Genomic DNA, 25,639 nt, shown 5'->3' with positions numbered 1-25,639 from the left:
GAGCACAGGTTCATGGGCCTCCGGATGACCGATGTCCTTCAGCTGATCGGGCGTCAAATCCGCTAGGGCCCTGCGTCTTGCGACGTTCTCTCGCCACGTCCTGAAGGCAACGATGATTATTGCTACGCTTTTCAGCCTTGACCCAAACAAGCGGCGGCTGGGTGCGCCGCGGCCGGAGCGAGTTTTCGTGTGAGCCATTTTTAGTCTCCCATTTTGAGTTTGCGGGTTGGGAGCGTGCCACGTGGTTTCGGGCTGTTCGGCTGTGCGTGAACAAAAGGGAAAAAGTTCCTTCGCGCTCCGCGGCTCTCGTGTCGAGAACGTCGTTGTCTCGGAGAATCTCGCTACGGAATGATTTCAGCGGAACGGAATTTGGTTACGTCTGTAACAGCGGGAGCGCCGTTGTCGATCGCCGGCGGCGCCCCGGAAAGCGGCCGTGCTGGGCCGTCGCGATGTCTTGAAGCGTGGGCGCAGGAGCACCCGCTTCTGCGCAGGCCGCGGCTGGGATCAGCGGCTCCATTGGAATAGCGCCACACTTGTTACTCCCGCTGTCCGCTCTCCGGTGCCAAACTACCTCATGCCTAACCATGAGCGAAAAGCAGCGAATGAAACCGCGCTTCGGCCAACGAGGCGCGGGGTTTCGCCCAAATCAGGAGGTATCAAAGCCATGACTGCATCAGCCGGAAACGGACGGAAGAGCGGACAGCCTGCCATGCACACACCACCGGTCGTGTCGCCGCAGGCGTGGGAGGCGGCCCGCGAGAATCTGCTCGTGAAGGAAAAGGCCCAGACCCGCGCCCGTGACGCACTGGCCGCCGAGCGCCGGCGGATGCCGTGGATGGCGGTGGAGAAGACGTATGCGTTCGAGGGGCCTGACGGAAAGGTGAGCCTGCTCGACCTGTTCAACGGTCGGCGTCAGCTGATCGTCTACCGCGCCTTCTTCGAGCCGGGAGTGTTCGGCTGGCCCGACCATGCCTGCCGCGGCTGCTCCCTGGTGGCCGACCAGGTCGCCCATGTCGCCCACCTGAACGCCCGTGACACCACCCTCGTCTTCGTCTCGCGTGCGCCGCAGGCGGACATCGCGCGGCTGAAGGCGCGGATGGACTGGGAGATACCGTGGTTCACCATCACCGACAGCTTCGACGCCGATTTCGGCGTGGACGAGTGGCATGGTCACAACGTGTTCATCCGCGACGGCGACCGCGTGTTCCGCGCCTACTTCATCAACAACCGCGGCGACGAACAGATGGGGGGCACCTGGAACTACCTCGACATCACGCCGCTGGGCCGGCAGGAGGTCTGGGAGGACTCGCCCGAAGGCTATCCTCAGACCCCGGCCTACAACTGGTGGAACTGGCACGACAGCTACGGCTCCGACGCAGCGGCCGACAAGAAATGGGTCGAGGTATCGGACGCCGGAGAGGCGGCGTTCCGGGAGGCCAGCACGAAGGCGTGAGCCAGGCCTGTTCGGTGAATCGGGCGGACGGCGACGGCCGGTCTGAGGGCCACCGATCCGCCGCCCGCTCCTGAGTGAGTTCGATTGTGAGTTAAATAGTGCCCGGTCTTCAGCGCGCTTCTGCGGCGGCGACGGCTTGCAGCTACTCAGATCGCTCTGCCGCTATTCATGCGGACTTAACGACCAGAAAAGGGCGTTTGTGGGTGGCCGGTCTCGCTCGAAAGCTCGCGGCGGGAGCAGGGCGGCCGACATGAAAGCCTTGGATTTCATCTATGTCGAATTCACGTATGAAGGCCATCTGCTTGTCGGTTTCCACCCCTTCGACCAGGATTTTATGGCCGCGATTTCGGACCAGCGCAATAATGTCTTGCAGCATTGCCTTGCCTCTGGGGGAGCCGCAATCATGAAGAAACGAGCGGTCAATCTTCACGGTATCGAAATCGATTAGACGAAGCCATGAGAGGCCCGCGAAGCCGGTCCCGAAGTCATCAAGCCATATCCTGATCCCTAGCAGCTTTAGGTCGCTGATGCAGCGAAGAATGTCGGAGTGCATCTCCATCTCGAGCCCTTCGGTGATTTCGAAGGCCAGCCTGCTGCCGGCTACGCCGGTCTCGCTCAAAATGGCCGCAACAGAGGTTGCGAAGCCGGGCGTCTTGAGCTGAATTGGAGAGACGTTGACGCTGACGACACGGACGTGATCGTCCGCCAGAAGCTCAGTGCACACTGTCCTAATTGCCCAGCGCCCGAGCGCCAGGACAGCGCCAGTTCGTTCCGCGACGGGAATGAAGAGGCTCGGCGGAACCGACGTGCCATCCAGCATTTTGAGGCGCATCAGAGCCTCGACGGCTTCAACTCGGCCCGACGCGACATTTTGGATAGGCTGATAGACGAGTGAAACGAGATCCTGGCCGATCGCGATCTTCAGCAAAGCCGCAATATTCTCGCTCTCATCGCTGCTTTGGGGATCGTTTGGATCGAACAGCCACGTACAATTTCGACCGCCTGCTTTTGCCAGATAGAGCGCGCGGTCGGCCTCGTGGATGATTTTTTCCAGCTTGGCGCCGGTCTGGACCCTGGTGAAGGCAGCGCCAACGCTCACCGTTACAACCGAGGTACCGTCTCTCCGGTGCTCGTGGGGAAGCGCGAGGTTCTCCACCGTGCTTCGAATGGCTTCCACAATATCTGCGACCTGTTCTCTTTTCTCCATGCGCGCCAGGACAATGAATTCTTCCCCGCCGTAGCGGCCGATTGAGCCATTGTGCTGCTTAATCATATCGGCAAGGGCATTGGCGACAAGAATCAGGCAGCGGTCACCTTCTTGATGCCCGTAAAAGTCATTGAACCTTTTGAAGAAGTCCACGTCGATGAGGATCGCCACAAAACTGCTGCCAGACCTCTGCCAGTCGCTCCAGTAGTCCCGCAGCTTCTCGTCAATCGCCCGCCGATTCTCCAGACCTGTAAGCGGATCGGTTCTCGACAGGTTCAACAACGCCTGTCCGCGCTCGGTGGCTTCCTTGTGCTGGATTTTGGCTTCGAGGGCATTCAGGAAGACGTTGTAGCGCTCCTCGTTCAGCTTCCAGTTTACGTAAGATGTAAATGTGAAGCATGAGATATAGAAGGTTCCAAATACCATTTTGTAAGTTAATGTGGATGGCACAAAATAGTTTACGATATACAAAATTACCAATATTATAGCAGAAGTTACAATAGACACGTTGAATTTAAATGTGAAAAATAGATTAGCGCTCATCATGAAGATGGTGCCGAAAACCATATAATAAGAGACGCTTTCCTTGTCCGCACCCATAACCGCTGGGCACAACCAGCCAACATAGCCAAAAATGATGGCTCCGGCGCAAGTCACGTCAATCCATTCCGTTCCGACTCCCTGGCGAAGTTGTGCTTCCAAGATCAGGAGCGCAGTCACTCCGACCACGAAGCGTGCCGTGATCGTATAGATTGCCACATCCGGAATCAGCAGCAGATCGGTTGCTGAAAACAGCAGATAGATGGCAACGGCGATCCAAAGCCCCGGCCTGGAATCCATTCTTCGCGTCGCTTGCGATTCCTTTCGGTAGAGCTTGCGGAGTTCGTCGGACCGCGGCTCGTAGCGCGGTTCGAACGGTTCCGCATCGGCTATATCGGCCAATGCGGATGACGCGGAGTCGCTCGTCACCACAAACCCCATTTGAACCGGGCTTTGTATTCCGAACTCATTTTTAGCTTCTGCCCCCACGCCGGCCGACTCCTCAGGCGACAGCGATTGCGGCGCCTCGCAAACAATATGCAGCCGCGCAAATAGGTTTTCGTTAACTCGTATCGGGAATCCGAACCACAAGGCGTTCAAACAGCTAGGATGGTTGGCGGGAAATTAACGACACCGCTAAAATGCCGGGGATGTGCCTTGGCAAAGATAAAATTTTACGCAATATCTAGATAATATCTAACTAGTTGTAATTATGGAGTCTGCGGTGGCAACCATCCTTGATGGCAAAAGTCTGATTACTGCCGAGATGATCGCCGCCAGTCTCCCTCGAAGAAAGCTCGGTCCTCACAGCGAAGCGTTCGAAACCGCCCGCGTAGAGCTGGCACTCATTCTCCACGCGACACACCAGCAAGTCGAGCAACGAAAGGATCCCGCGGAGATCATTCGTCGGCTGATGTCGTACCTCGACGCAACCCGTTCCAAGGTTCATCCGGACGTTTGGCAAGCATTGATACCGGTAGTGCAGAACCACCCGATCTTGGAGTACTTTCTCGAGGATCCGCTCACGCGGTGGTCCCATGACAAGCCCAGAGGTTATTCTGGCGACGCGCAGTTGCTCGACTACATCTATTGTGATCCGCACGTGGCCGAGAGCGTGGCAAGCGCCTCGGAGATCGGCAAGGCGCTCTATAGCCACACCAAGGATGTACCGTCGTGCATCGCGGCACGGGAGCGACGCGATCTTTTAACCCGGTATGTCGATGAGATTGCGGCCAAGAATGGACCGCAAGCCGAGGTCCTGGCGATTGCGGCCGGCCATTTAAGGGAGGCCAATCGCTCAGTCGCCTTGCGAGAGGGCCGTCTCAAGCGCTGGGTTGCGCTCGATCAGGATCCTCAGAGCGTTGGGTTGATCAACCGCGACTTCCAGGGCACCGCGGTCGAGGCCATCGACGGCTCGGTACGAACCGTGCTCACGAGGGGCCACAAGCTTGGCAAGTTCGACTTCATCTACGCCTCTGGCCTCTACGATTACCTTGCGCACAACGTCGCCGTGAAGCTCACGAAGACTTGCCTGCAGATGTTGAAGCCGAACGGGACATTCCTGTTCGCGAACTACGCAGAGGGCAACCCCGACGCCGGCTACCGGGAGACGTTCATGAACTGGGTGCTGCTGCTGCGGTCGGAGGCCGATATGTGGGACATCATCAATGCCAGCGTCGACCGCAACACCGTCGAGGCGCAGGTGTTCTTTGGCGAAAACCGCAACGTCCTATATGGCGTCATCGAAAAGCGCGGATAAACCACGCCTTGGGCTGCAAGGTTGTCGCCCATTGGCGGCAGCCGGTCTGCTTGCGTTTTGATGCTAATCTTCGAACGCTGCCCTTAACGTCTCGAACGGCGCCAGCGCGCCGCGCACCTGGACGACAGCCGCGGCGACGCGATGTGCGCGCAGCACGGCCTCGCTCGGCGCATGGCCGGCCAGGCGGGCGGCGAGATAGGCCCCATTGAAGGAATCGCCGGCGCCGGTCGTGTCGACGGGGGCCGCGACATGCACGGCCGGAACGGGTTGCAGGGTTCCGCTTGCGGCGATCAGTGCCGGCTCCTCGCCATTCTTGACGACGACTTCGCCGACAAGCTTTCCCAATCGTTCGGCGGTAGCTTGCGGCGCGGCGTCGCCGAACAGCATCTGCTCGTCGGGAAAGGTCGGCAGTGCGATGTCGGTGACTGCAAGCGCATCGAGGATCGCGGCCTGCGCTTCCTCGCGCCGGCGCCACAACCGTGGCCGGTAGTTGGGATCGAAGGCGACAAGCGAGCCGGCGGCGCGCGCCTTGGCCACCGCCGCCAGCAGGGACATGCGCGCAGCGTCATCCAGAATTGCCAAAGTGATTCCGGAAAAGTAAACAAGCGACTGATTTTCAAGGCTTTTCGCCAAAGCGGCCGGGTCGGAGGCAAGCTGCCTTGCGGCCGCATCGCCGCGCCAGTAGGTGAAGGAGCGTTCGGCGCCGGTCAACGTGATCGCATAGAGGCCGGGCCGGGCGCCTGCTATGATCGGGCTGGCGCCGATGCCGATGCCATTTTCGCCGAAGAAACCGATCTGGTCGCGCGAGAACGGGTCGTCGCCGAAGGCCGACACATAGGTTGCCGGCCGGTCGCCGCTCAGCGCATGCAGCGCCCACAGTGTGTTGAACGTGTCGCCGGCAAAGCCCATGCGCCAGTTCGGCCCGGCCTGGCCTGAAAGTTCGAGCATGCATTCACCGATCGAGGCGACGCCGTTTCCTGTCATGTATCTCTCTCCGCGTGATTCCGGTGCTGTAGCTTTTTGCGGCCGGCAGCGCCATGCTTGGCGTCAGCGGATTTTGCGCCAGATGTGTTTTCTCAACTGAGCGGCGGGACGCAATCTGCCCAGCGAGACGTTATTTCCGGAAGAGGAAACGGTTTGGCATCGTTATGGCGTTATGTTTTGGCAGGTCTTGGTCTGGCCGCCTTGCTGGCTGGCATTCTTGCCGCCGTCTATCTGACGGCGCCGCAAGCGCCTCGGCTTGCCAGCTCCGAGATTGCGCGCTCGAAAAAGACAGCGCACGGGCTGTTTGTGGCCAGTTTCGAACCGGAGCGGGGCGCTATCCGGCAAGGCGAGCTGCAATCCTGGCTGCTGACCCTCAAGACAGGCGCGGGAACCCCGGTGGAAGGGGCAGCGATCACGATTTCCGGGGGCATGCCGCAGCACAGGCACGGCCTGCCGACCAGCCCGCAGGCGACCGACTACCTGGGCGACGGGTGCTATCGCATCGACGGGGTGAAATTCACGATGAGCGGATTGTGGCAATTGCATTTCGCCATTTCCGCGGCGGCCGGATCCGACACGGTCGTCTTCAATGTGCTGCTGTGAGCGCTGGAGCAAGATGAGCCGATTCTCGCGTCTTCTCGCGCTGCTGGCGATGGCCGTGCTTGCCGGCTGCGGCAAGCCGGAGTTTTCCGATGCCGAAAAGAAGACCATCGCCTCACTGGCACTGTCGGCGCTGCCGCCGCTGAAAACCGACACCACCAACCGCTTCGCCGATGTGCCGGCCGCCGCCGCGCTTGGCTCGACGCTGTTCTTCGACGTCGGGATGAGCGGCGATGGCAAGGTTTCCTGCTCGACCTGCCACAAGATCGACCGGCAGTTCCAGGACGACCTGCCGCAAGCGGTCGGCGTCGGCCGCACCAACCGGCGCACCATGCCGCTGGCCGGCGTCGCGCATGATCCATGGTTCTTCTGGGATGGGCGGCGCGACAGTCTTTGGGCACAGGCGCTGACGCCGCTGGAAAATCCGCTGGAGCAGGCCGGCAATCGCGCCGCCTACGCGCACTATATCAAGGCGCGATTCGGCGAGCGCTATGAGCGCATCTTCGGGCCGCTGCCCGACCTTTCGACCGTGCCGGCCAATGCCAGTCCGCTCGGCAGCGATGCCGAGAAAGCGGCGTGGAACGCCATGTCCGCTGCGCAGGCCGAGGCCGTCAACCGCGTCTTCGCCAATATCGGCAAGGCGATCGCCGCCTTCGAGCGATCGATCGCGCCGCCGCAGACGCGCTTCGACCGGTTCGCCGCCGCCTTGGCTACCGGTATACAGCCGCAAGGCGACGATGCCTTTTCGCCTGAGGAAATCCTCGGGCTGAAACTGTTCATCGGCAAAGCCAGTTGCGTGACATGCCACACCGGGCCGCGCTTCACCGACAGCAGTTTTCACAACACCGGCGTGCCGCCGGTTGCGAATTTGCCGCCGGATCGCGGCCGCATAGATGCGGTACGCCAAGTCGAGGCCGATCCGTTCAACTGTTTCGGCGCCTTTCGCGATGGCGACGCCAGCGCCTGCGGCGAGCTGCGCTTCATGGTCAAGGTCGGACCGGAACTGGTCCGCGCCTACAAGACACCGTCGCTGCGCGGCGCCGCCACCCGGCCGCCTTACATGCATGCCGGGCAGTTCTCGTCGCTTGACGAAGTGGTGGCGCATTATTCGAAGGCGCCGACCAGTGTCGAGGGTGTGTCCGAGGTCCACCCACTGCAGCTTTCGGACCGCGAGCGTGGGGCGGTGGTGGCGTTCCTGAAGACGCTGGCCGAGTGAACGGCTCAGAAAGGCTACTCGGTAGCGATCCTTCGCGCCCCCCTCTGTCCGGCAGGACATCTCCCCCACGAGGGGGGAGATTGGCTGTCACCGCCGCTTTCGGGGGGCGCTGTCCCGCCGACGTTACCGCAACAGCGCGCCTACCGATCCTTCACCGTCTCCATCGCCACGAAGGTCGAGGTCTGGGCGACGTGGGGCAGGGCCGAGATGCGCTCGCCGAGCACACGGCGATAGGCGGCGATGTCCGTGGTGCGGACCTTCAGCAGATAGTCGAAGCTCGACGCCATCATATGGCACTGCTCGATCTCCGGCACCGCCTGCACCGCGCGGTTGAAGGCATCGAGCGCGGCTGAGCGGGTGTCCGACAGTTTCACCTGGACGAAAGCGACATGGCCTTCGCCCATGCGCTCGCGGTCGATGATCGCCTGGTAGCCCCTGATAAAGCCGTCCTTTTCCAGCCGCTTGACCCGCGCCTGCACCGGCGTCTTCGACAGCCCGACTTTTGCCGCGAGTTCCGACATGGAAAGCCGGCCATTGCTGCCTAGCGCCGACAGGATGTTCCTGTCGATGCGGTCCAATTGGTCTTCTGTCATTGAAATTCTGGTCAAATTGGCGGGGATCAGTCATCATGATAGATCAATCGGCCTGCCGTGTCGATTTCTTTGGACCGACTGAGATCAAGGTTTATGTTAGCTTGCGCCATTCGGCCCGGTGACCGCCGGCCCGCTCCCTGATGCTCGCTCTACAGGACCGTCATGCCAGCGCTCGAAGCCATCCGCCAGCAGATCCGTGCCAATTATTTGCCTGATGAAGACGAGGCCGTGAAGCGGCTGGCCGAGGCGACGGGGCTTTCGGGGAAAGACCGAAAGGCGATCTCGGCCCGCGCCGCCGATCTGGTGCGGGCGGTGCGCGGCTCGTCCGATCCACGGCTGATGGAGGTCTTCCTGTCCGCCTATGGCCTCTCCACCAAGGAGGGCGTCGCGCTTATGTGCTTGGCCGAAGCGCTGCTGCGGGTGCCCGACACCGAGACGATGGATGACCTCATCGCCGATAAGATCGCGCCGCATGACTGGTCGGCGCATTCAGGCGAGTCGAGCTCGATCTTCATCAATGCGTCGACCTGGGCGCTGATGCTGACAGGCCGGGTGCTCGACGAAGGCGAGGGCGGCATCGAAGGCACGCTGCGCGCCATGGTGCGCCGGCTGGGCGAGCCGGTCATCCGCAAGGCAGTCGCCGCCGCCATGCGTGAAATGGGCGAGCAGTTCGTGCTCGGCCGCACGATTGCCGAGGCCGTCAAGCGCGGCCGGCCGATGACCCAGAAGGGCTATCTCTATTCTTTCGATATGCTGGGCGAGGCGGCTCGAACAGAGGCCGATGCCTTGCGTTATCTCAAGGCCTATGCCGACGCCATCTCCTCGCTCGATGCCGGCGCCAACGGCCCTGACATCCGCCAGAACCATGGCATCTCGGTCAAGCTTTCGGCGCTGCACCCGCGCTATGAGATAACGCAGAAGGAAAAGATGCTGCCTGTGATGGCCGCGCGGCTTTTATCGCTGGCGCTGGCGGCGCGTCATTCGCGCATGGGCCTCAACGTCGACGCCGAGGAGGCCGATCGCCTCGACCTGTCGCTCGACGTCATCGAACGGGTGCTGGCCGAGCCGGAGCTTGCCGGCTGGAACGGTTTTGGCGTCGTCGTCCAGGCGTATGGTCCGCGCGCAGCCTTCACCATCGACTGGCTCTATGCGCTGGCGAAGAAATACGATCGCACCATCATGGTGCGGCTGGTCAAGGGCGCCTATTGGGATACCGAGATCAAGCGGGCGCAGACGCTCGGGCTCGACGGCTATCCGGTCTTCACCCGCAAGGCCAACACCGATGTGTCCTACTTGGCCTGCGCGAAGAAGCTTTTGTCGATGACCGACCGCATCTATCCGCAATTCGCCACTCACAACGCCCACACCGTCGCCGCCATCCTGTCGATGGCCGGGGATCGTGACTCCTTCGAGTTCCAGCGCCTGCACGGCATGGGCGAAGCGCTGCACGAGACGGTGCGGCGGGCTGAAGGCACGCGCTGCCGCATCTATGCGCCGGTCGGCGCGCATTCCGACCTGCTTGCCTACCTAGTCCGCCGGCTGCTGGAGAACGGCGCTAACTCCTCCTTCGTCCACCAGCTCACCGACGAGGAGGTCGAGCCGGAGGATATTGCCCGCGACCCGCTCGAAACCGTCGAGAAACAGGGTCCCGCCGCCAATCCGGCGATCGCGCGACCATCGGCGATCTTTGGTGCCAGCCGACGCAATTCGAAGGGATTCGACATCACTGATCCGGTGACCCTGGCCGCGATCGACCAGGCGAAGACCGAGTTTTCCGGCCCGGACCGCTGGCACGCCAAGCCGATCACGCGGGCCGCCGGCTACGGCAAGCAGCGTCCGGTGGTCAATCCGGCAAAACCCGACGAGGTGGTCGGCACAGTCAGCGAGGCCAGCGCCAAGCAGGTCGCGACCGCCGTGCGCATCGCGGTGGAGGCGCAGCCGGCATGGGCAAGGCGTGCCGTTGCCGAGCGTGCCGCCATCCTCAACCGCGCCGCCGATCTCTATGAAGCCAACGCCGTCGAATTCTTCGCGCTCGCTATCCGCGAAGCGGGCAAATCGCTGGCCGACGGCGTCGCCGAAGTGCGCGAAGCGGTCGATTTCCTGCGCTATTACGCCGCCGAAGCGGCCAATGCCGAACCGGGCACGGAAGCGCGCGGGGTGATCGCCTGCATCTCGCCGTGGAATTTTCCGCTCGCCATCTTCACCGGCCAGATCGCGGCAGCACTCGTCACCGGCAATTCGGTGATCGCCAAGCCGGCCGAGCAGACGCCGCTGATTGCCTTCCGCGCCGTCGAATTGCTGCGCGAAGCCGGTGTGCCGGAGGATGTCATCCAGCTTTTGCCCGGCGATGGTCCCTCGGTCGGTGGCCCGCTGACCGCCGATCCGCGCATCGCCGGCGTCTGCTTCACCGGCTCGACCGAGGTCGCCAAGCTGATCGAAAAACAGTTGGCCGAGACCGCCGCGCCCGACGCCATGCTGATCGCCGAGACCGGCGGATTGAACGCGATGATCGTCGATTCCACCGCACTTCCCGAACAAGCGGTGCGCGACATCCTTGCCTCGGCCTTCCAGAGTGCCGGCCAGCGCTGCTCGGCGCTGCGCGTGCTCTATGTGCAGAAGGACGTCGAGAAGAAGATGCTGGAGATGCTGAAGGGCGCGATGGAAGCGCTTAGCCTCGGTGACCCCTGGCAGATTTCGACCGATGTCGGCCCGGTCATCGACGATGAGGCACAAAAATCGATCCGCGACTATTGCACTGACATGGGTCTGCAGGGCCGGCTGATCGCCAAGCTCGAAGCGCCGAAGAACGGCCGCTTCGTGGCGCCGCATGTCTTTCGGGTCAAGGGCATCGAGGATATGGAGCGCGAGGTGTTCGGGCCGGTGCTGCATGTCGCGAGCTTTGACGCCGACGACATCGATGCGGTGATCGCCGCGATCAACCGCAAGGGTTATGGCCTGACCTTCGGCCTGCACACCCGCATCGAAGGCCGCGCCCAGCATTTCGTCGACGGCATCCATGCCGGCAATATCTATGTCAACCGCAACCAGATCGGCGCCGTGGTCGGTTCGCAGCCGTTCGGCGGGGAAGGGCTTTCCGGCACCGGCCCGAAGGCCGGCGGGCCGCATTATCTCAGGCGCTTCCGCAAAGGACCGCAGGCGGGCACGCCTGTTCTTGACGGCTGCAAGGTGACGGCGACAGAGCTTGCCGACAATCTGCCAGACCCAGCGCTTGGCGGCTGGTCGACGCGGGCGGACCGCGTTGCCGTGCTGAGGAAGCATCTGCGCGGCAAGGGTGCTGCGGCCATCGGCGCCGCCGCCAGCATCGACTTCGGCCAGGTCGATCTGCCCGGACCGACCGGCGAGGCCAACACGCTGTCGCTGTCGCCGCGTGGCCGTGTGCTCTGCCTGGGACCGGACGCCGACACGCTGCTTGCCCAGGCGATCCAGGCGCTGGCGGCCGGCAATGCCGTGCTCGCCGTCGCACCGGGTGCGCCGGCGGCACTCTCGGCATTGACCGGCAAGGGTCTGCCGCTTGCGGCCATCGACGGCCGTCCGGACCCGGTCGAGGCACGCTCGCTGCGGGTCGACGTCGTCGCCTTTTCGGGCACGCCCGAGGCCACGCGTATCGTGCGGAAAGTCATCGCCGACCGCGCCGGCCCGATCGTGCCGCTGGTCAGCGAAGTGCTCAACCCGGCGGCCTACGCGCATGAACGCGCCGTCTGCGTCGACACCACGGCTGCGGGCGGCAATGCCAGCCTGCTGGCTGCGGCGTAAGATTCCCCAAGGCCCGCTCGCCGCGAAAGTGCCGCGTGTTGACAAGAAGCCACGTCGACTAACAAGTGGGCAACTCGATAGGGGCGAGGCCGAACAGATGCAGCCATCACGGTTTGAGCTTCCGCGTGTCGGCGTGGTCATCACCTGTCACAATTATCGCGACTATGTCGAGGATGCGATCCGCTCGGTCCTGGTGCAGACCTATCAGAAATGGCACTGCGTGATCGTCGACGACGCTTCGACCGACGGCTCGGCCGATCACATCCGCCGGCTGCTCGAAGCGATCGATGACCCGCGCTTCAGCCTGTTGGCGCGTTCGCAAAATGGCGGCCAGCTTGAATCTTTCCGAGATGGTTTTGCCGCGGGCGACGCGCCATTCGTGGCTTTTCTCGATGCCGACGATATCTGGTTGCCGAATTTTCTCGTGGCGCACCTTGCGGCCCATTTGAATGCGATGCGCCCGGCATCGCTGTCCAGTTCCGATGTCTTTCTGGTCGACCGCGATCGCAGCTTGCTGGCTGGCACCTACATTCAATTGCGAAAGCCGCGTTCCAGTCTGGACGGACCTGGCGTCGGCATCATCCCCGGCAAACAGCTTGGCGCGATGGCGCCGGAGATCGGCTATGTTTCGGACCATCCGATCACGTATTTCAAGCCCGGCGCCTATGGCTGGATGTGGGCGCCGACATCGTCGATGGTTTTTCGGCGCGCCGCGCTGGAACCGGTTCTGGCGTTCCCGTTCAAGGCCAGGATAGGGACCGACTATCTCGCGGCGACATGTGCGCATCTGGCGGCCGGCAGCCTGCTCCTGTCGGAATGTCTCGGCCTCTACCGCCTGCACGGGGCCAACGCATCCACCAACATCGCCTACACCGGCGGCAATGTGCAGCAATCGCTGGCATACCGAGCGCATGAGATGGTCATGGCGAATGATATCGTCGACTATGTCGTGGCCAGTGCAGAGCAGCTCGCCGCCGCCAATGGCCGGGGTTTTGTGCCCGGATTCCTGTCGCAGCACGCCAAGCGGTTTGGCAGCCTCGGCGACGATCCGCGTGTCATGCCATTTCTTGGTCGCCGAAGCCGTTTGCGACGGCTGCGCAAGCGCTTCGCCAAGCGCCTGGTTTGGGCGCTGCGACGATTGTTCGGCAAGGCCTGAGAACCGGCAGGCCCGGAAGCTTCACACTTCTTCGGGCGCGCAGCCGAACCTCAGCAGATTGCCATGCGGGTCCCAGACATAGAATTCCTTCATGTTCCACGGGCGAACGGTGAAAGGGCTGAGTTTCTCGACGCCGCGCGCCGAAAATTCGGCATGCAGCGCCGGCACCTCGCCGCCTCTGATGTAGCAGGACGACACTTCCGGCAGCTTGCGGTCGTCGCTCTTCCAGAAGTGAATCTCCATCTCGTTGCGGCGCATGATGAGATAGTCGTCCATCTCGGGCCCGACGATGCCGAAACCGAGCTGGTCGCGGTAGAAATCGCGCGTCGCCTTGATGTCGGGCGAGGGCAGCACGGGAATGCTGCGCGCCGGGTCGGCTGCGGGCAAGGCCATGTCACGCGCCCTCGACGACCGAAAAGCCTTCGAACTGCGGATGGCCGAGATAGTGCACCTTGGTGGTGCCGGTATTGCGGTGCGCCGCGCGGAAATTCTCGGATTTGGTCCAGGCGACGAAATCCTCATGGCTCGCCCATACGGTGTGCGAGGCGAACAGCGTGTAACCTTCGGCCTCGTTGACCGGACCGCGCAGCAGATGAAATTCCTTGAAACCTTTCATCTCCGATAGGCTCGAATCACGGTTCTTCCAGACGTCCTCGAAGGCGTCCTCAGAGCCGTTCTGGACTTTGAATCGGTTCATGGCGATGTACATTGGCTGTCCTTTCGGATTGCGGATTATGATGCTTGGTGGATTGCCTGCAACGATGAGGCGCAGGCTGTTAAAATGGACCGATCCGCGCTTTAAATACCCAACTTGACTTGCCAGTTTCGGTTGGAATGGGAGGGAACGGCGCTTGCTTGCGCACCAGTGTCAAAGCGAATTGATCAAGCTCCGCAGAACCTGAGCTTTCGGCGAGCTGTATTTCGCTGATGCTGCCGTCGGCCATGACAACGAATACGACCCTGGCATTGTTGCGAGCGCTCGCTTGTATCGATTTCGAAACACGGCGGTTGGCGCGGGCAAGCTTCTTCTGAACTTCACCGCTGTAGCGGGATTCTATCGCATTGCCTGCCACTGCCTGCTTCTTGCCCGTGCTGGAAGTCACCGCGTCGCGTTCCTCGCCATCCGCCGCGCCGCGGGCCTCGTTCGTTTCGCCCGCTCCGCCAAGTCCTGCTGTCGCGCTTGGCCTTGGGGTCGGGATCGGCGGCTGTCCGATATCGGTAGGAGGCGCGTCGGTGCTTTCGGCAGGAGCAGCCGGCTCTGCCGGCGATTCAATCTTTGGAGCCTCGCTCTGTTCGTCCAGGTGCGGGGTATCGGCCATCAGTATGTCTGGGGCGGCGGTGGGTTGTTTGGCGACCTGCGGCAAGGGCGCGGGGGGCTGCGCGGCCATCTCCCTGGCGGGCCGGTCGGCAGGCGGCTCGGGCTTGACCTCAGGTTTGGCCGGCTGCGGGTCGGGCACCAAGGTGACGTTCATCGCGCCCGGGACCTGACCATCCAAGGCGCTGCCGACCACGTTGGCGCCGGTTTGATCGGTGCCTTCCATCTGGATTGCGTCCTTGGAATCGAATGTGCCGGCAGGTGTGATGAGAAAAGCTGCCGCCACCGCGGCATGAAACAGGCAGGAGGCGATGATCGCCGCCGTCCATTTGCGGCTCATGGCTGACGGCCGGGCCGGCGCAAGCGGTTCGGTCGGCGCAATCGCCAGTTCGCCATTGGCGTCGGGGAGGGGACTGATTTCCTGCATGGTTCGCAACGAGACCTGCCGCGACCGGTGCGGACTTGTCAAATCAAGATCATTTGCCCTCGGCGGCAACGGTCCGGCCAGCGGCCATGCCACGATGTTCTGTCCGAGTGCGGGCTCCAGCCCCACTGTCTTCTCAGACCCCGAAGGCGATGCCGGTCTTGGTCTCGGTCTTCAGCCTGCGCATGCAAGCATCCGGCTCGATGCCGGTTCCGGCGCATTCGGTCGCGCTGTTGATCAGCACGCGGCTGACCTTGGCGCAGTCGGCGCCGGCAAGATCGAAACGCGTCACCTTGGTCTTGCCCGCCGGCAGGTCCTTGAAATCGAGCACGGTCAGCCGGTCGACGACGCCGGCCTCGTTGAACAGCGCGATCTCGAACGCCGCTTTCGAGAGATCGGCGCCGAGAGTGTTGTTGACCACGAACGTCAAACGGCAGCCCTTTTCGGAGGGTTGTGCGCCGTTGAGTTCAAGCGTGAGACCAGGGGCCGGCGCGGACTCTTGCGCCCACGCCGGACCCATCACAAGCGGCATTGCCAGCACCGAGGTCAGCAGGCGAAGTGATGCCGTCAAGCTTGCCATTGTCGTCAGCCTCCAAATCGCATTGTCGCCGCCAGCTTCAGCGTGACGCCGGGCTCGTAAATTACACTCGTGGCCGATGCATTCAACGGATTGGTGTATTTCACGTCGAACAAATTGTCGGCGCGGAAGTCGACTTTGAAATTGTCGGTCGCCTGATAGCTGGCGAAGGCATTGACCAGCGTGTAGTCCTTGGCCACTGCGTTGCCCTTTGGCTTGCCATTGTACTGCACCTCGCCGCCGACGGTCAGCTTGTCCTCCAGAAAGCGGAAGCCGAGTTGGGCGGTGACCTGGGACGACGGGACGGTGACGAGGTCTGCCCGCTCGCCTTCATAGGAGATGGTGTGGCCATCGATGATCGAGGCCGACAGCCCGGCGAAACCCCAGCTGGCGTCATAGACAGCTTCCATTTCAAAGCCGCGGATCTTGGCTTTTGCGAAGTTCTGGTACTGGAAGCAGATCGGGATGCCGGGGCCGAATGGGCAGCCGCTGGTCGGGTCGAATGCCGATAGCGTTACACCGTCGATGTAGTCGTCGACGTCGTTGTTGAAGTAGGCCGCCTTGAAACGAAACGCGTCGCCGGCTTCGAGGATGTCGTCCTGCTTGTAGTTGACGCCGAATTCGACGGTCTTGCCGGTTTCAGGCTTCAGATCGGGATTGGGGAGAAACGGAAAGCTGACGCCTGCCGGATGATTGCCACTGATGAGGGTTTCCGACAGCGACGGGGAGCGATATCCCTCCGCATAGGTGCCGTAAAATTGCAGTCCCGAAAGACTGGCGGTTTCGAATGGCGAGACGCCGACGGTGATGCGCGGCGACAGCCGGTCGCCGGAGGTTTCGCCGACATCGCTTTCGAGCTTGTAGCTGTCGTAACGCAGCCCGGCGATGACTTCGAGCCAGTCCCATGTGAGCTTGTCCTGGACGTAAGCGCCGGAAACGTTTCGCTTTCCCGAAGGGGTATAGAAACTGGCGCCGCCTGCGGCACCACCCGTCTCGACGTCGTCGCCAACCCAGTCGCCACCGTAGGTCAGCTCGTGCGCAATGCCGGCGGTCTCGAACCGCGAGGTGTTCCAGATGTCGATGCCCGAAGTGCCGATATCGAAGGTCGACATCGAACCCGCCGGCAAGACGATGGGAAGACCGGTGACTGGATCAAACCGGTTTTGCGGGACAAGGCTTGTCATTTCCATGTCGGTCTTGTTGTAGGAGGCGTTGATGTGGAGATCGAGCCAGCTCTTGTCTTCGTCGGTGATGTTGTAGCGGCCCGAGAAGGTGTTCGCTTTCAGGTCGACATCATTCACCGCCGTGCCGCCGCTGACCTCGTTCCACCCGTCGCTCGTGCCATTCCAGCCCAGCTTCAGTTCGCTGTTTTCAGTGGGGCGGATGGTCGTCTTGAGCAGGCCGCTCAAGACATCGAAGCCGGTGCCGTTCACCGTATCGCCGCCGCCATCCTTGTAGTCGTCATAGTCGCGATAGACGATGTTGCCGAGGACATCCCAGTTTTCATTGAAACGGTAAGCACCGGCGGCGCTGGTCGTCCAGCCTTCGCCATTGCTCTCGTAGCGTCCGGTCGCAGACGCCGCCCATGTCTCGCCGCCGCGAAGATAGTCGTCCGCGTCCTTGGTTTCGAACAAGACGACGCCACCAATGGCGCCCGAGCCGTAGGTGTTGGCGACCGGGCCGCGGATCACATCGACGGATTTGATGAGCTCCGGGTCGATGTAGAAGGTCGATTGCGTGCCGTGGTCGGAGCGCTGGAAATTCTGCCGCGCACCGTCGACGATCACCGCGACGCGGCCGAAATCCTGTAAACCACGGATATTGATGCTGGAACTGACGCGCCTTGCATCCGCCTGGACCGCTACACCAGGCACACCAAACAGCATTTCGTTTGGCGTCGTCGCCATGCGGCGTTCCAATTGCTCCTGATCGACATGACTGACCGAAGCCAGGGAATCGATCGCCGTCTCGCCGGTGCGGCTGATGACCAGGATCTGGTCGAGCAGCGTTGCGCCTGCCGGGGCCGGCGCAGCCTCTTCAGGCGTCTGCGCTTGTTCGGGCTGCTGCTGGTCTGTTGCCGGTTGGGCAGCCTGTTGAGCATTGGCTGACGGCGTGAGCAGCGCGATCGCCGCAGCACCCGCCAGCAATGCGGCCATTCCCGTTGCCATAGACCGGCCCTTTGCCATCGATCGATGCGCCGGACCTCGATGCGCCGGACCTGGGCTGCTATTCGCCAGCCCCAGCCGTCCCCAATTCGCCAACCCCATGCCCCAACTCCAAAATACCTGGTTCGATGCTGGCTGGCTTGAAGCTTGCTGGCATTTTTCGTCGTGTCCGGCGTCTTAAATCTTGACTCACTTAGTCCGGTATTGCACTGACTAATAAACATGATTATTCAAGTCAAGAAATGAATCGGCATCTACGCAACGCCTAGCCAGACGCCCGGCACAGGAAAGGGATCGAACCAGATGAACACGCACAATCCCAATGACTTTCGCTATCGCGTCCGCCGTTCCGACGACAATTCGGCTCGTTTCGACCGGGTTCCGTTGACCGTGAGAACCCTGTCCAGCAACACGCTGTTCCAGGGCGAGCACGAGATCGGCATCGAGCATCACGGAGCGCTCTACCGGCTGAAGATCACCCGCCAGGGCAAGCTCATCCTCAACAAGTAGGCAAGAGTAGGTATTTAAGAGATGGACCAGCGCGTAAAACCCGCTCCGCACGAGATCCGGCGGGCGCGGGCAGACAATCCGAAGACGCGCGAGCGCGATCTCGCTGCCCAGCTTGGCATTTCGGAGGCCGAGCTGGTCGCCGCGCATTGCGGCGACGGCGTCGTCCGCGTCGAGCCGCGCGTCAACGATCTTCTGACCGGCCTCGAGGCCGTCGGTGAGGTCATGGCGCTGACGCGCAACGAAAGCGCTGTGCACGAGAAGATCGGCGTCTACGACAAAGTCGTCACCGGCAACCACAATGCCATGGTGCTTGGCGAGAACATCGATCTGCGCATCTTCCCGAAAGTCTGGACGCACGGCTTTGCCGTCGAAAAGCGCGACGGCGGCGATATCAGGCGCAGCCTGCAGTTCTTCGATGCGGCAGGCGAGGCGGTGCACAAGGTGCATCTGCGGCCCGCGTCCAACCTCTATGCCTATCAGAAGCTGGTGGCCGAGCTCGAATCGCCAAACCAGGAGTCGACGGTCGCAATTTCAGACGGCGGATTTGCCGACGAGACCGAGGCTTCCGACGCTTCCGCTGATGTCGACGATCTGCGCGACCGCTGGAGCCGCCTGACTGACGTGCACCAGTTCTTCGGCATGCTGAAGACGCTCAAGCTCGACCGCCGCCAGGCGATGCGCATGGTCGGCCAGGATTACGCCTGGCTGCTCGACAACGATGCCGTCAGCGCCATGTTCCACCATGCCGCCGAGGGCGAGATGCCGATCATGTGCTTTGTCGGCAATCGCGGCTGCATCCAGATCCATTCGGGCCCAATCAAGTCTATCAAGCCGATGGGGCCATGGATCAACGTGCTGGACGAGACCTTCCACCTGCATCTGCGGACCGACCACATCCATGAGGTCTGGGCCGTGCGCAAACCGACCAAGGATGGCCATGTCACGTCTCTCGAAGCCTATGGCGCCGACGGCAAGATGATCATCCAGTTCTTCGGTAAGCGCCATGAAGGTGAAAGCGAGCGCGAGGACTGGCGGATTCTGGCAGAGAACCTGCCGCGCATTCCAAGCCCGACCGCAGCCTGAGGACAACGACAATGGCTCCTTTGCTTAAACGGGCGCGTGTTTTCAGAACGACGCTTGGGGCCGCGATCGGCCTTGTCCTGGCCTTTGCCGCATTGCTGCCGGCCCGTGCCGCCGAAGGCACGGAGGTCTTTGCGGACCCGTCGAAGATAGCGGCCATCGGCGGTTCGATCACCGAGATCGTCTTTGCGCTCGGCGAGCAGGATCGGCTGGTCGCCCGCGATTCGACCAGCCGTTATCCCGAGGCGGCGCTCAAGCTGCCTGATGTCGGCTACATGCGCCAGCTGTCGCCGGAAGGCGTCCTGTCGGTCAATCCGTCAGGCATCCTGGCGCTGCACGGCAGCGGGCCGAAGCAAGCGGTCGACGTGCTGAAGAAAACGAGCATTCCATTCATCGAGGTGCCCGAGCGCTACGACCATGAAGGCATTCTCGAAAAGATCCATATCGTCGGCAAGGCGCTTGGCGTGGACGCCAAGGCCGATGCGCTGGCAGCCGAGATCGATGCCAAGCTGAAGGCCGCCGAAAAGCAGACCGCTTCGATCAAGGAACGCAAGCGCGTCCTGTTCGTGCTGTCGATGCAGGGTGGCAAGATACTCGCATCCGGCAGCGAGACTGCCGCCGACGGCATCATCAAGCTTTCGGGCGGTGTCAACGCGGTTGACGGCTATTCCGGCTACAAGCAATTGTCCGACGAGGCTGTTATCACCGCCAAGCCGGACGTGATCCTGATAATGAACAATGCCGGTCCCGCCGCATCCGATGACGAATTGTTCGCGAACCCGGCCATCTTGTCGACGCCGGCGGGTGCGGCGCGCAAGGTGATCCGCATGGATGGCGGCTATCTGCTCGGCTTCGGGCCGCGCACGGCCGACGTCATCCACGACCTTGCCGCCTCGCTTTATGGCGATCAGGCCGCGGACTGAGCGGGCTTCCAATGGTGGATCAATCGATCGCTGGTGCGGGCACCATGGCGACAGCATCCGACGGCGACCGTTCGGGGCGGGCGCGCATCGTCATTCTGCTTTTATGCCTGGGACTTGCCGTTGCCGTCCTGCTGTCGCTGACATCAGGCGCATCCGATGCCTCCGCCGTCAGCGTCGTCGGCGACTGGCTGTTGGGCGCAGCACCCGGCAATGAGGCGCTGAGCGCCCGCGACCGCCTGATCGTCTACGATATCCGCCTGCCGCGCATCATCCTCGGTGTGCTGATCGGCGCCGCGCTTGCCGTCTCCGGCGCGGTCATGCAAGGGCTGTTCCGCAACCCGCTGGCAGATCCCGGTCTCATCGGGGTTTCGGCTGGGTCGAGCCTCGGCGCGGTGGCCGTCATCGTGCTTGGCGCCACAGTGCTGGCGCCGATAACGTCGGTGCTGGGCACACTCGCTCTGCCGCTGGCGGCGTTCTGCGGCGGGCTGGCGACGACATTGGTGCTCTATCAGGTCGCCACCCGGCAAGGCCAAACCTCGGTTGCCACCATGCTGCTTGCCGGCATCGCGCTGGCTGCCCTTGCCATGGCGCTGACCGGTATCCTGATCTTCATGGCCGACGACCGGCAGTTGCGCGACTTGACTTTTTGGCAACTCGGCTCGCTCGCCGGCGCGACCTGGCAAAAAATCGGCTCAGTCGGGCCGATCATCGTGCTGGCGCTGGCGGCGATGCCGTTCCTGGCGCGGGGCCTCAACGCGCTGGCGCTGGGCGAAGCCACCGCCGGTCATCTCGGCATCCCGGTGCAGCGGCTGAAATACACTGCAATCATCGGCGTTTCGGCGGCGGTCGGGGCATCTGTCGCGGTCAGCGGCGGCATCGGCTTTGTCGGCATCGTGGTGCCGCATCTGTTGCGCTTGGCTATCGGCCCGGACAACCGCTATCTGCTGCCGGCCTCGGCCCTGCTTGGCGCTTGCCTGCTGCTTCTGGCCGATGCTGTCGCGCGCACCATCGTGGCGCCGGCCGAGCTGCCGATCGGCATCGTCACCGCGATCGCCGGCGCTCCGTTCTTCCTCTGGATCCTGCTGCGCAAGCGTGGGGTCATCGACCTGTGAGAGGGTTTTTATGATCGAAGCGCGGGATGTCTCGGTGGCGATCGGTGGTAAGCGTATCGTCGCCAATGTCGATTTCGACATGCGGCCCGGCGAAGTCGCGGCCATCGTCGGCCCCAATGGTTCGGGCAAGACGACCTTCCTGAGGGCGTTGTCCGGTGATCTTGCCTATTCGGGAGAGGTCACCGTCAACGGTCGTGACCTGTCGGCGATGAGGCCGGTCGAGGCCGCGACGATGCGCGCCGTCCTGCCGCAGGCGACGACGTTGTCCTTTCCCTTCACTGTGCGCGAGATCGTCAGGCTCGGCCTGCTCGGCGGGCGCTCGGGCGCGCTTCCCGGTGAGGACGAGCGCCTGCCCGAACGGGCGCTGGCGCGGGTCGATCTCGACGGCTTTGCCGGCCGTTTCTACCAGGAGCTTTCGGGCGGCGAGCAGCAGCGCGTGCAGTTGGCCCGCGTGCTCTGCCAGGTCTGGGCGCCGGTCCTCGACGGCAAACCGCGCTATCTCTTCCTCGACGAGCCGGTTTCCAGCCTCGACATCAAGCACCAATTGATCATCATGAACATCGCTCGCGACTTCGCCAGACGGGGCGGCGGCGTGGTCGCCATCCTGCACGACCTCAATTTGACGGCCATGTATGCCGACCGGATTTTCGTCATGCATCGCGGCCGGCTAGCCGCCACCGGCTCACCGCAGGACGTGCTGAGCGACGATCTGATCGAAAAAGTGTTCGATTGCCGGCTGAGGGTAGGCGTGCTGCCGGCCGGAGACATGCCGTTCGTATTGCCGCAGTCGGTCTGTTGATATTCAGGTGATGCCGGCCTGCAAATGGCGATTTCCTGCGCTTCCGGTACTCACGTACCCAAACGTACGCTCCGTTCCGGTTCTCGGAACCCACCTGTTTGGTCGCTTCGCGCCCGTCTTCGACTCCGGCTCGGCCTGACCTGAATCTCAACAGACCTAGCCAAACCGCGATGCGACCAGAATCAGGCGGCCGGCGCCCTTTGCACCAGCATGTCGATGCCGAGCAGGTGGCGCACATTCGGGCGCGCCGCCACCATGTCGGCGATTGTGTAGCGCTCAAGCACGGCGAAGAAGGCGTTGAGCGCCTCGCGCAGCGCCGAATTCAGCGCGCAACTGTCGACCAGCGGACATTCGGCGGCATCGTTCTCGAAGCATTCGGCCATGGCGAAGCTCTCTTCGGTCACGCGCACGACGTCGAACAGCGTGATGGATTCGGCCGCGCGGCCGAGCCTGACGCCGCCGTTCCTGCCGCGCACCGTCTCGACCAGACCATGCTCGACCAAAGGCTGCAGGATCTTGAAGAGAAAAAGCTCGGACACCGAGTAGGCGGCCGCGATCTCTGGGATGCGGCTCAACCGATCGGTATTCGCGGCGCAATACATCAGGATGCGCATGGCGTAGTTGGTCTGGCGTGTTAGCCGCATTTTGTCCTCACGAAGCATTAGCTCAGGCCTAATATGGCCTATACCTTGGAATAATTCCAGACAAGCATCGCATAATAGGTGAAGATTTTTGTCAAGTTTGCGCACGGGATCGTGCAAAACATGGCCCCGATTGGTCTGGCGCGCATTCGGGTGGGCGGATTACTAAGTTAAGTCCGCGAGATCGACCAGGAGCAGTTCATCCATGTCACAATCAGCACCGACTTTGGCATCCGCCCGGTTCGATGCCGACGCGGACGCCAAGCTTTCGGCGCTTCGGCGCACCAAGTTCGTCGCCACCGCAGCGCTGGCGCTGTGCGTCCTCGTCTTCGCGGCGGCCAAGTCGTTCGAGGGCCACTATCCGTGGCTGGGGTTCGTCGCCGCTTTCGCCGAGGCGGCGACGATTGGCGGGCTGGCCGACTGGTATGCGGTGGTAGCGCTGTTCAGGCGGCCGCTCGGCCTGCCGATCCCGCACACCGCCATCATTCCGGAGAACCAGAACCGCATCGCCGACAATCTCGGCCGCTTCATAGAGGTCAATTTCCTGGCGCCCGAGCCGGTGCGCGAAAAGCTTGCCGAGGTCGACTTTTCCGCGCTCGTCGCCGACTGGCTGGCCGACCCCAACCGCGCCGCCGATCTATCGCATTTCGTCGGCCGGCTGGTGCCGCAGACGCTGGCGGCCGTCAAGCAATCGGGCCTGCGCGGCTTCGTCACCAGCCGCATGCTGGAGCAGATCGAAAAGGTGCCGCTGGCGCCGCTCGCCGCCGAGTTGCTGTCGGCCCTGACCGACGACCGCCGCCACCAAAGGCTGTTCGACGAATTCACCAAGGTCGTCGGCCGCTTTTTGAGCGACGAGCAGGCGCTGGCGAGCATGCGCGAGAAAATCCGCGAGGAACTGCCGTCGCTGTTCAACCTGTTTCGCGCCGACGCCTATCTGCTGAAGAAGATCGTCGCCTCCGCCGGTTCGCTGCTCGACGAGGTGAGGGCCGATCCCGAACACCCGATGCGCGCCGAATTCGACCGTTTTGTCCTGACCTTCGTCGAGCGGCTAAGGACATCCAAGCAATACGCCAAGCGCGCCGAGAAACTGAAGCGCGATTTCCTCGCCAGGCCGGAACTGAAGGCGCTGGCCGGCGACATGTGGGAAAGCCTCAGCCTGTTCATCGAGCAGGACGCCAAGGCGTCGAATTCGATGATTCGCGCCCATCTCGCCAATATGTTCGTCGAAGTCGGCCGCCATCTTGCCGGCGACGCGCAGATCAGAGCCGACATGAACCAGGGGTTCGTCGTGGCGCTGTCTTCCTTCGTCGAAAGCCAGAAGAGCGGCGTCTCGAAATTCATCGCCGATCAGGTCAAGCGCTGGGACCTTGCCCAACTCACCAGGCTGATCGAGATGAACATCGGCAGGGACCTGCAATATATCCGCTTCAACGGCATGGTCATCGGCGGCCTTGCCGGCGTCGCGCTTTATACGGTGGAACGGCTGTTCCTCGTCGGCTGAACCGCGATGTGTTGCGCCTTCGAATGGACCGCGAAGCACCAGTGCCCTATTCTTCTCCTCAGGGCGCTGCATTCGCAACAAGAGGGGAGAACCCACCATGGCAAAGCAACCGGATCCCGGCTCTTTCATGGACATGTTCGGCAGGTTCGGCCGCGACCTGAAGCTGCCGAACGTAGACGTCGAGGCGATCCTCAACCATCATCGCAAGAACCTCGAGGCACTGGAAAAATCAGCCAGGGCAAGTGCCGCCGGCGCGTCGTCGCTATTCTCCCGACAACGCGAGATGCTGCAGGACACGCTGCACGAAATCGCCGACATGGCGCAGAGCTACAGAGCGCCGGGCGATCCTCGGGAGTTGATGGCCAAGCAAGCGGCGTTCGCCAGGAAATCCTTCGAGACCGCATTGAAGAATGCCGGCGAAGTGGCCGAACTGGCAAGGAAATCCGGCACCGAATCGGTCGAGATCCTGCGCGACCGCATCAAGGAGGCGATGGAGGAAATCCGCACCGGCTACGACAAGAAGTAGGCTATTCCCAAGCCAAAGCAGACGGACTTTTCTCCCGCCTATCCGGCTCCTGAAAGTCGTATTGTTGATTCTCGGCCTCGGCGAGGCACAAAGTTTCTCTTGGCCCGGATAGCCTGTTTTGCGGCGCTGGACACAGGCGTTGACGCGATCCGACCGAGGATACCGCAGCGGAACGCGCGGAGCGAATTGACAGAGGCGGCCGGTTCGTGGTCGGGAGGCAGGACAAGTGATCGGGAAAGCAGGCGATCGGGAAAGCAAGAATGACGCAAACACGGCCGAGGACGCCGCCGACCTACGAGCAGCTCAGGATGATGACCGGGCAGGAGCTCGGTGTGTCGGACTGGACGACGGTCGACCAGAGCCGCATCGACCAGTTCGCCGAATGCACGGGCGACCGCCAATGGATCCATGTCGATCCAGAGCGGGCGAAGCGGCAAAGCCCGTTCCGCACCACCATCGCGCATGGTTATCTGACGCTGTCGATCATCGGCGCGCTGGCGCTCGACATGGGCATCGTGCCCGAAAACACGCAAGCCGCCTTCAACTATGGCTTCGACAAGGTGCGGTTCCTGGCGCCGGTCAGGGCCGGCGCGCGCATCAGACTGCGCATCACGCTTTTGTCCGTGGAGGACAAGGGCCCCGGCCAGTATCTGATGAAGGCCGCCAACATCGTCGAGATCGAAGGTGAGCAGAAGCCGGCGCTGACGGCCGAAACGCTCGTCATGCTTTACGAGCGGCGCAAGCGGGGCAGGGCCTGAGGCGAAGCGCCAAGGCCTGCATTTCC

At 62.4% G+C, this 25,639-nt stretch carries 23 protein-coding genes; 14 read left to right on the top strand and 9 right to left on the bottom strand.

Features of this window, described 5'->3' with window-relative positions:
- The first annotated feature begins 664 nt into the window (after window positions 1–664).
- Window positions 665–1,453 carry a DUF899 domain-containing protein gene (locus RPG13_RS23155; protein ID WP_337126084.1) on the top strand — a complete coding sequence of 263 codons (789 nt, stop codon included), beginning with the start codon at window positions 665–667 and terminating at the stop codon, window positions 1,451–1,453.
- A 166-nt stretch (window positions 1,454–1,619) separates the two neighbouring features.
- Here the strand turns inward: RPG13_RS23155 and RPG13_RS23150 are convergent, their stop codons facing one another.
- On the bottom strand, window positions 1,620–3,641 hold the full coding sequence (locus RPG13_RS23150; protein ID WP_337127047.1) for a putative bifunctional diguanylate cyclase/phosphodiesterase: 2,022 nt from the start codon (window positions 3,639–3,641) through the stop codon (window positions 1,620–1,622).
- Between the two features lie 283 nt (window positions 3,642–3,924).
- Here RPG13_RS23150 and RPG13_RS23145 point away from each other — a divergent pair, with 283 nt between their 5' ends.
- The gene (locus tag RPG13_RS23145; RefSeq protein WP_337126083.1) at window positions 3,925–4,959 is read left to right on the top strand and encodes a class I SAM-dependent methyltransferase; all 1,035 of its coding nucleotides are present in this window, start codon (window positions 3,925–3,927) and stop codon (window positions 4,957–4,959) included.
- Between the two features lie 63 nt (window positions 4,960–5,022).
- Here RPG13_RS23145 and RPG13_RS23140 read toward each other — a convergent pair whose 3' ends face one another.
- Entirely contained in the window at window positions 5,023–5,943 is a 921-nt protein-coding gene (locus tag RPG13_RS23140) for a sugar kinase (protein WP_337126082.1), read from the bottom strand.
- 153 nt (window positions 5,944–6,096) lie between these two features.
- Here RPG13_RS23140 and RPG13_RS23135 point away from each other — a divergent pair, with 153 nt between their 5' ends.
- Together RPG13_RS23135 and RPG13_RS23130 are read left to right on the top strand one after the other, a co-directional pair.
- On the top strand, window positions 6,097–6,546 hold the full coding sequence (locus RPG13_RS23135; protein ID WP_127204484.1) for a FixH family protein: 450 nt from the start codon (window positions 6,097–6,099) through the stop codon (window positions 6,544–6,546).
- A gap of 13 nt (window positions 6,547–6,559) precedes the next feature.
- Window positions 6,560–7,759, top strand: a complete 1,200-nt coding sequence (locus tag RPG13_RS23130) for a cytochrome-c peroxidase (protein WP_292623709.1) — start codon at window positions 6,560–6,562, stop codon at window positions 7,757–7,759.
- 140 nt (window positions 7,760–7,899) lie between these two features.
- On the opposite strand, the gene RPG13_RS23125 is transcribed toward RPG13_RS23130, so the two are convergent.
- Window positions 7,900–8,352: an Lrp/AsnC family transcriptional regulator gene (locus RPG13_RS23125; protein WP_023676441.1), complete on the bottom strand. Its 453-nt coding sequence runs from the start codon at window positions 8,350–8,352 to the stop codon at window positions 7,900–7,902.
- A gap of 162 nt (window positions 8,353–8,514) precedes the next feature.
- Here RPG13_RS23125 and putA point away from each other — a divergent pair, with 162 nt between their 5' ends.
- Together putA and RPG13_RS23115 are read left to right on the top strand one after the other, a co-directional pair.
- Entirely contained in the window at window positions 8,515–12,126 is a 3,612-nt protein-coding gene (putA, locus tag RPG13_RS23120) for a bifunctional proline dehydrogenase/L-glutamate gamma-semialdehyde dehydrogenase PutA (protein WP_337126081.1), read from the top strand.
- 97 nt (window positions 12,127–12,223) lie between these two features.
- A complete protein-coding gene (locus RPG13_RS23115; protein WP_292500084.1) occupies window positions 12,224–13,282 on the top strand; it encodes a glycosyltransferase in 1,059 nt (352 codons plus the stop codon).
- A 21-nt stretch (window positions 13,283–13,303) separates the two neighbouring features.
- Here the strand turns inward: RPG13_RS23115 and RPG13_RS23110 are convergent, their stop codons facing one another.
- From RPG13_RS23110 to RPG13_RS23090, 5 genes are all read right to left on the bottom strand, one after another.
- Window positions 13,304–13,675, bottom strand: coding sequence for a bleomycin resistance protein (locus tag RPG13_RS23110; protein WP_126106171.1), 372 nt, complete (start codon window positions 13,673–13,675; stop codon window positions 13,304–13,306).
- A 1-nt stretch (window position 13,676) separates the two neighbouring features.
- Window positions 13,677–13,991: an antibiotic biosynthesis monooxygenase family protein gene (locus RPG13_RS23105; protein WP_126106172.1), complete on the bottom strand. Its 315-nt coding sequence runs from the start codon at window positions 13,989–13,991 to the stop codon at window positions 13,677–13,679.
- Between the two features lie 67 nt (window positions 13,992–14,058).
- Window positions 14,059–15,117, bottom strand: coding sequence for a TonB family protein (locus RPG13_RS23100; protein ID WP_337126080.1), 1,059 nt, complete (start codon window positions 15,115–15,117; stop codon window positions 14,059–14,061).
- A gap of 40 nt (window positions 15,118–15,157) precedes the next feature.
- Entirely contained in the window at window positions 15,158–15,601 is a 444-nt protein-coding gene (locus RPG13_RS23095) for a hypothetical protein (RefSeq protein WP_126106173.1), read from the bottom strand.
- A gap of 5 nt (window positions 15,602–15,606) precedes the next feature.
- Window positions 15,607–17,754, bottom strand: coding sequence for a TonB-dependent hemoglobin/transferrin/lactoferrin family receptor (locus RPG13_RS23090; protein WP_337126079.1), 2,148 nt, complete (start codon window positions 17,752–17,754; stop codon window positions 15,607–15,609).
- 312 nt (window positions 17,755–18,066) lie between these two features.
- Between RPG13_RS23090 and hemP the strand changes: the two genes are divergently transcribed.
- Genes hemP through RPG13_RS23065 form a run of 5 tightly spaced genes read left to right on the top strand, consistent with a single transcriptional unit; the run spans window position 18,067 to window position 22,187 of the window.
- Window positions 18,067–18,273, top strand: coding sequence for a hemin uptake protein HemP (gene hemP, locus RPG13_RS23085; RefSeq protein WP_095494491.1), 207 nt, complete (start codon window positions 18,067–18,069; stop codon window positions 18,271–18,273).
- A gap of 21 nt (window positions 18,274–18,294) precedes the next feature.
- The gene (locus RPG13_RS23080) at window positions 18,295–19,356 is read left to right on the top strand and encodes a hemin-degrading factor (RefSeq protein WP_337126078.1); all 1,062 of its coding nucleotides are present in this window, start codon (window positions 18,295–18,297) and stop codon (window positions 19,354–19,356) included.
- An 11-nt stretch (window positions 19,357–19,367) separates the two neighbouring features.
- The gene (locus RPG13_RS23075; RefSeq protein WP_337126077.1) at window positions 19,368–20,276 is read left to right on the top strand and encodes a heme/hemin ABC transporter substrate-binding protein; all 909 of its coding nucleotides are present in this window, start codon (window positions 19,368–19,370) and stop codon (window positions 20,274–20,276) included.
- 11 nt (window positions 20,277–20,287) lie between these two features.
- The gene (locus tag RPG13_RS23070) at window positions 20,288–21,388 is read left to right on the top strand and encodes a FecCD family ABC transporter permease (RefSeq protein WP_337126076.1); all 1,101 of its coding nucleotides are present in this window, start codon (window positions 20,288–20,290) and stop codon (window positions 21,386–21,388) included.
- A 10-nt stretch (window positions 21,389–21,398) separates the two neighbouring features.
- Window positions 21,399–22,187 (top strand): heme ABC transporter ATP-binding protein, encoded by a 789-nt coding sequence (locus RPG13_RS23065; RefSeq protein WP_128286495.1) that lies wholly within the window; start codon window positions 21,399–21,401, stop codon window positions 22,185–22,187.
- 182 nt (window positions 22,188–22,369) lie between these two features.
- Here the strand turns inward: RPG13_RS23065 and rirA are convergent, their stop codons facing one another.
- On the bottom strand, window positions 22,370–22,831 hold the full coding sequence (gene rirA / locus RPG13_RS23060) for an iron-responsive transcriptional regulator RirA (RefSeq protein ID WP_126106178.1): 462 nt from the start codon (window positions 22,829–22,831) through the stop codon (window positions 22,370–22,372).
- A 202-nt stretch (window positions 22,832–23,033) separates the two neighbouring features.
- Between rirA and RPG13_RS23055 the strand changes: the two genes are divergently transcribed.
- The 3 genes from RPG13_RS23055 (at window position 23,034) to RPG13_RS23045 (ending at window position 25,613) form a co-directional block, all read left to right on the top strand.
- The gene (locus RPG13_RS23055) at window positions 23,034–24,329 is read left to right on the top strand and encodes a DUF445 domain-containing protein (protein WP_337126075.1); all 1,296 of its coding nucleotides are present in this window, start codon (window positions 23,034–23,036) and stop codon (window positions 24,327–24,329) included.
- A gap of 97 nt (window positions 24,330–24,426) precedes the next feature.
- A complete protein-coding gene (locus RPG13_RS23050; RefSeq protein ID WP_095486636.1) occupies window positions 24,427–24,855 on the top strand; it encodes a phasin family protein in 429 nt (142 codons plus the stop codon).
- A gap of 260 nt (window positions 24,856–25,115) precedes the next feature.
- Window positions 25,116–25,613 (top strand): MaoC family dehydratase, encoded by a 498-nt coding sequence (locus RPG13_RS23045; RefSeq protein ID WP_095486635.1) that lies wholly within the window; start codon window positions 25,116–25,118, stop codon window positions 25,611–25,613.
- The last annotated feature ends 26 nt before the right edge of the window (window positions 25,614–25,639 follow it).

The sequence above is a fragment of the Mesorhizobium sp. ISC15 genome (assembly GCF_037162615.1).
Lineage (GTDB): Bacteria > Pseudomonadota > Alphaproteobacteria > Rhizobiales > Rhizobiaceae > Mesorhizobium > Mesorhizobium mediterraneum.
This window is presented reverse-complemented; position numbering and strand designations above follow the sequence as displayed.

Bases quoted from the DNA above. Each gene is read 5' to 3' on its own strand.
- RPG13_RS23155 (WP_337126084.1), top strand. From the start codon at position 665: ATGACTGCATCAGCCGGAAACGGACGGAAGAGCGGACAGCCTGCCATG.
- RPG13_RS23150 (WP_337127047.1), bottom strand. From the start codon at position 3,641: ATGGGGTTTGTGGTGACGAGCGACTCCGCGTCATCCGCATTGGCCGAT.
- RPG13_RS23140 (WP_337126082.1), bottom strand. From the start codon at position 5,943: ATGACAGGAAACGGCGTCGCCTCGATCGGTGAATGCATGCTCGAACTT.
- RPG13_RS23130 (WP_292623709.1), top strand. From the start codon at position 6,560: ATGAGCCGATTCTCGCGTCTTCTCGCGCTGCTGGCGATGGCCGTGCTT.
- RPG13_RS23125 (WP_023676441.1), bottom strand. From the start codon at position 8,352: ATGACAGAAGACCAATTGGACCGCATCGACAGGAACATCCTGTCGGCG.
- putA (WP_337126081.1), top strand. From the start codon at position 8,515: ATGCCAGCGCTCGAAGCCATCCGCCAGCAGATCCGTGCCAATTATTTG.
- RPG13_RS23115 (WP_292500084.1), top strand. From the start codon at position 12,224: ATGCAGCCATCACGGTTTGAGCTTCCGCGTGTCGGCGTGGTCATCACC.
- RPG13_RS23110 (WP_126106171.1), bottom strand. From the start codon at position 13,675: ATGGCCTTGCCCGCAGCCGACCCGGCGCGCAGCATTCCCGTGCTGCCC.
- RPG13_RS23105 (WP_126106172.1), bottom strand. From the start codon at position 13,991: ATGTACATCGCCATGAACCGATTCAAAGTCCAGAACGGCTCTGAGGAC.
- RPG13_RS23095 (WP_126106173.1), bottom strand. From the start codon at position 15,601: ATGGCAAGCTTGACGGCATCACTTCGCCTGCTGACCTCGGTGCTGGCA.
- RPG13_RS23090 (WP_337126079.1), bottom strand. From the start codon at position 17,754: ATGGCCGCATTGCTGGCGGGTGCTGCGGCGATCGCGCTGCTCACGCCG.
- hemP (WP_095494491.1), top strand. From the start codon at position 18,067: ATGAACACGCACAATCCCAATGACTTTCGCTATCGCGTCCGCCGTTCC.
- RPG13_RS23080 (WP_337126078.1), top strand. From the start codon at position 18,295: ATGGACCAGCGCGTAAAACCCGCTCCGCACGAGATCCGGCGGGCGCGG.
- RPG13_RS23075 (WP_337126077.1), top strand. From the start codon at position 19,368: ATGGCTCCTTTGCTTAAACGGGCGCGTGTTTTCAGAACGACGCTTGGG.
- RPG13_RS23070 (WP_337126076.1), top strand. From the start codon at position 20,288: ATGGTGGATCAATCGATCGCTGGTGCGGGCACCATGGCGACAGCATCC.
- RPG13_RS23065 (WP_128286495.1), top strand. From the start codon at position 21,399: ATGATCGAAGCGCGGGATGTCTCGGTGGCGATCGGTGGTAAGCGTATC.
- rirA (WP_126106178.1), bottom strand. From the start codon at position 22,831: ATGCGGCTAACACGCCAGACCAACTACGCCATGCGCATCCTGATGTAT.
- RPG13_RS23055 (WP_337126075.1), top strand. From the start codon at position 23,034: ATGTCACAATCAGCACCGACTTTGGCATCCGCCCGGTTCGATGCCGAC.
- RPG13_RS23050 (WP_095486636.1), top strand. From the start codon at position 24,427: ATGGCAAAGCAACCGGATCCCGGCTCTTTCATGGACATGTTCGGCAGG.
- RPG13_RS23045 (WP_095486635.1), top strand. From the start codon at position 25,116: ATGACGCAAACACGGCCGAGGACGCCGCCGACCTACGAGCAGCTCAGG.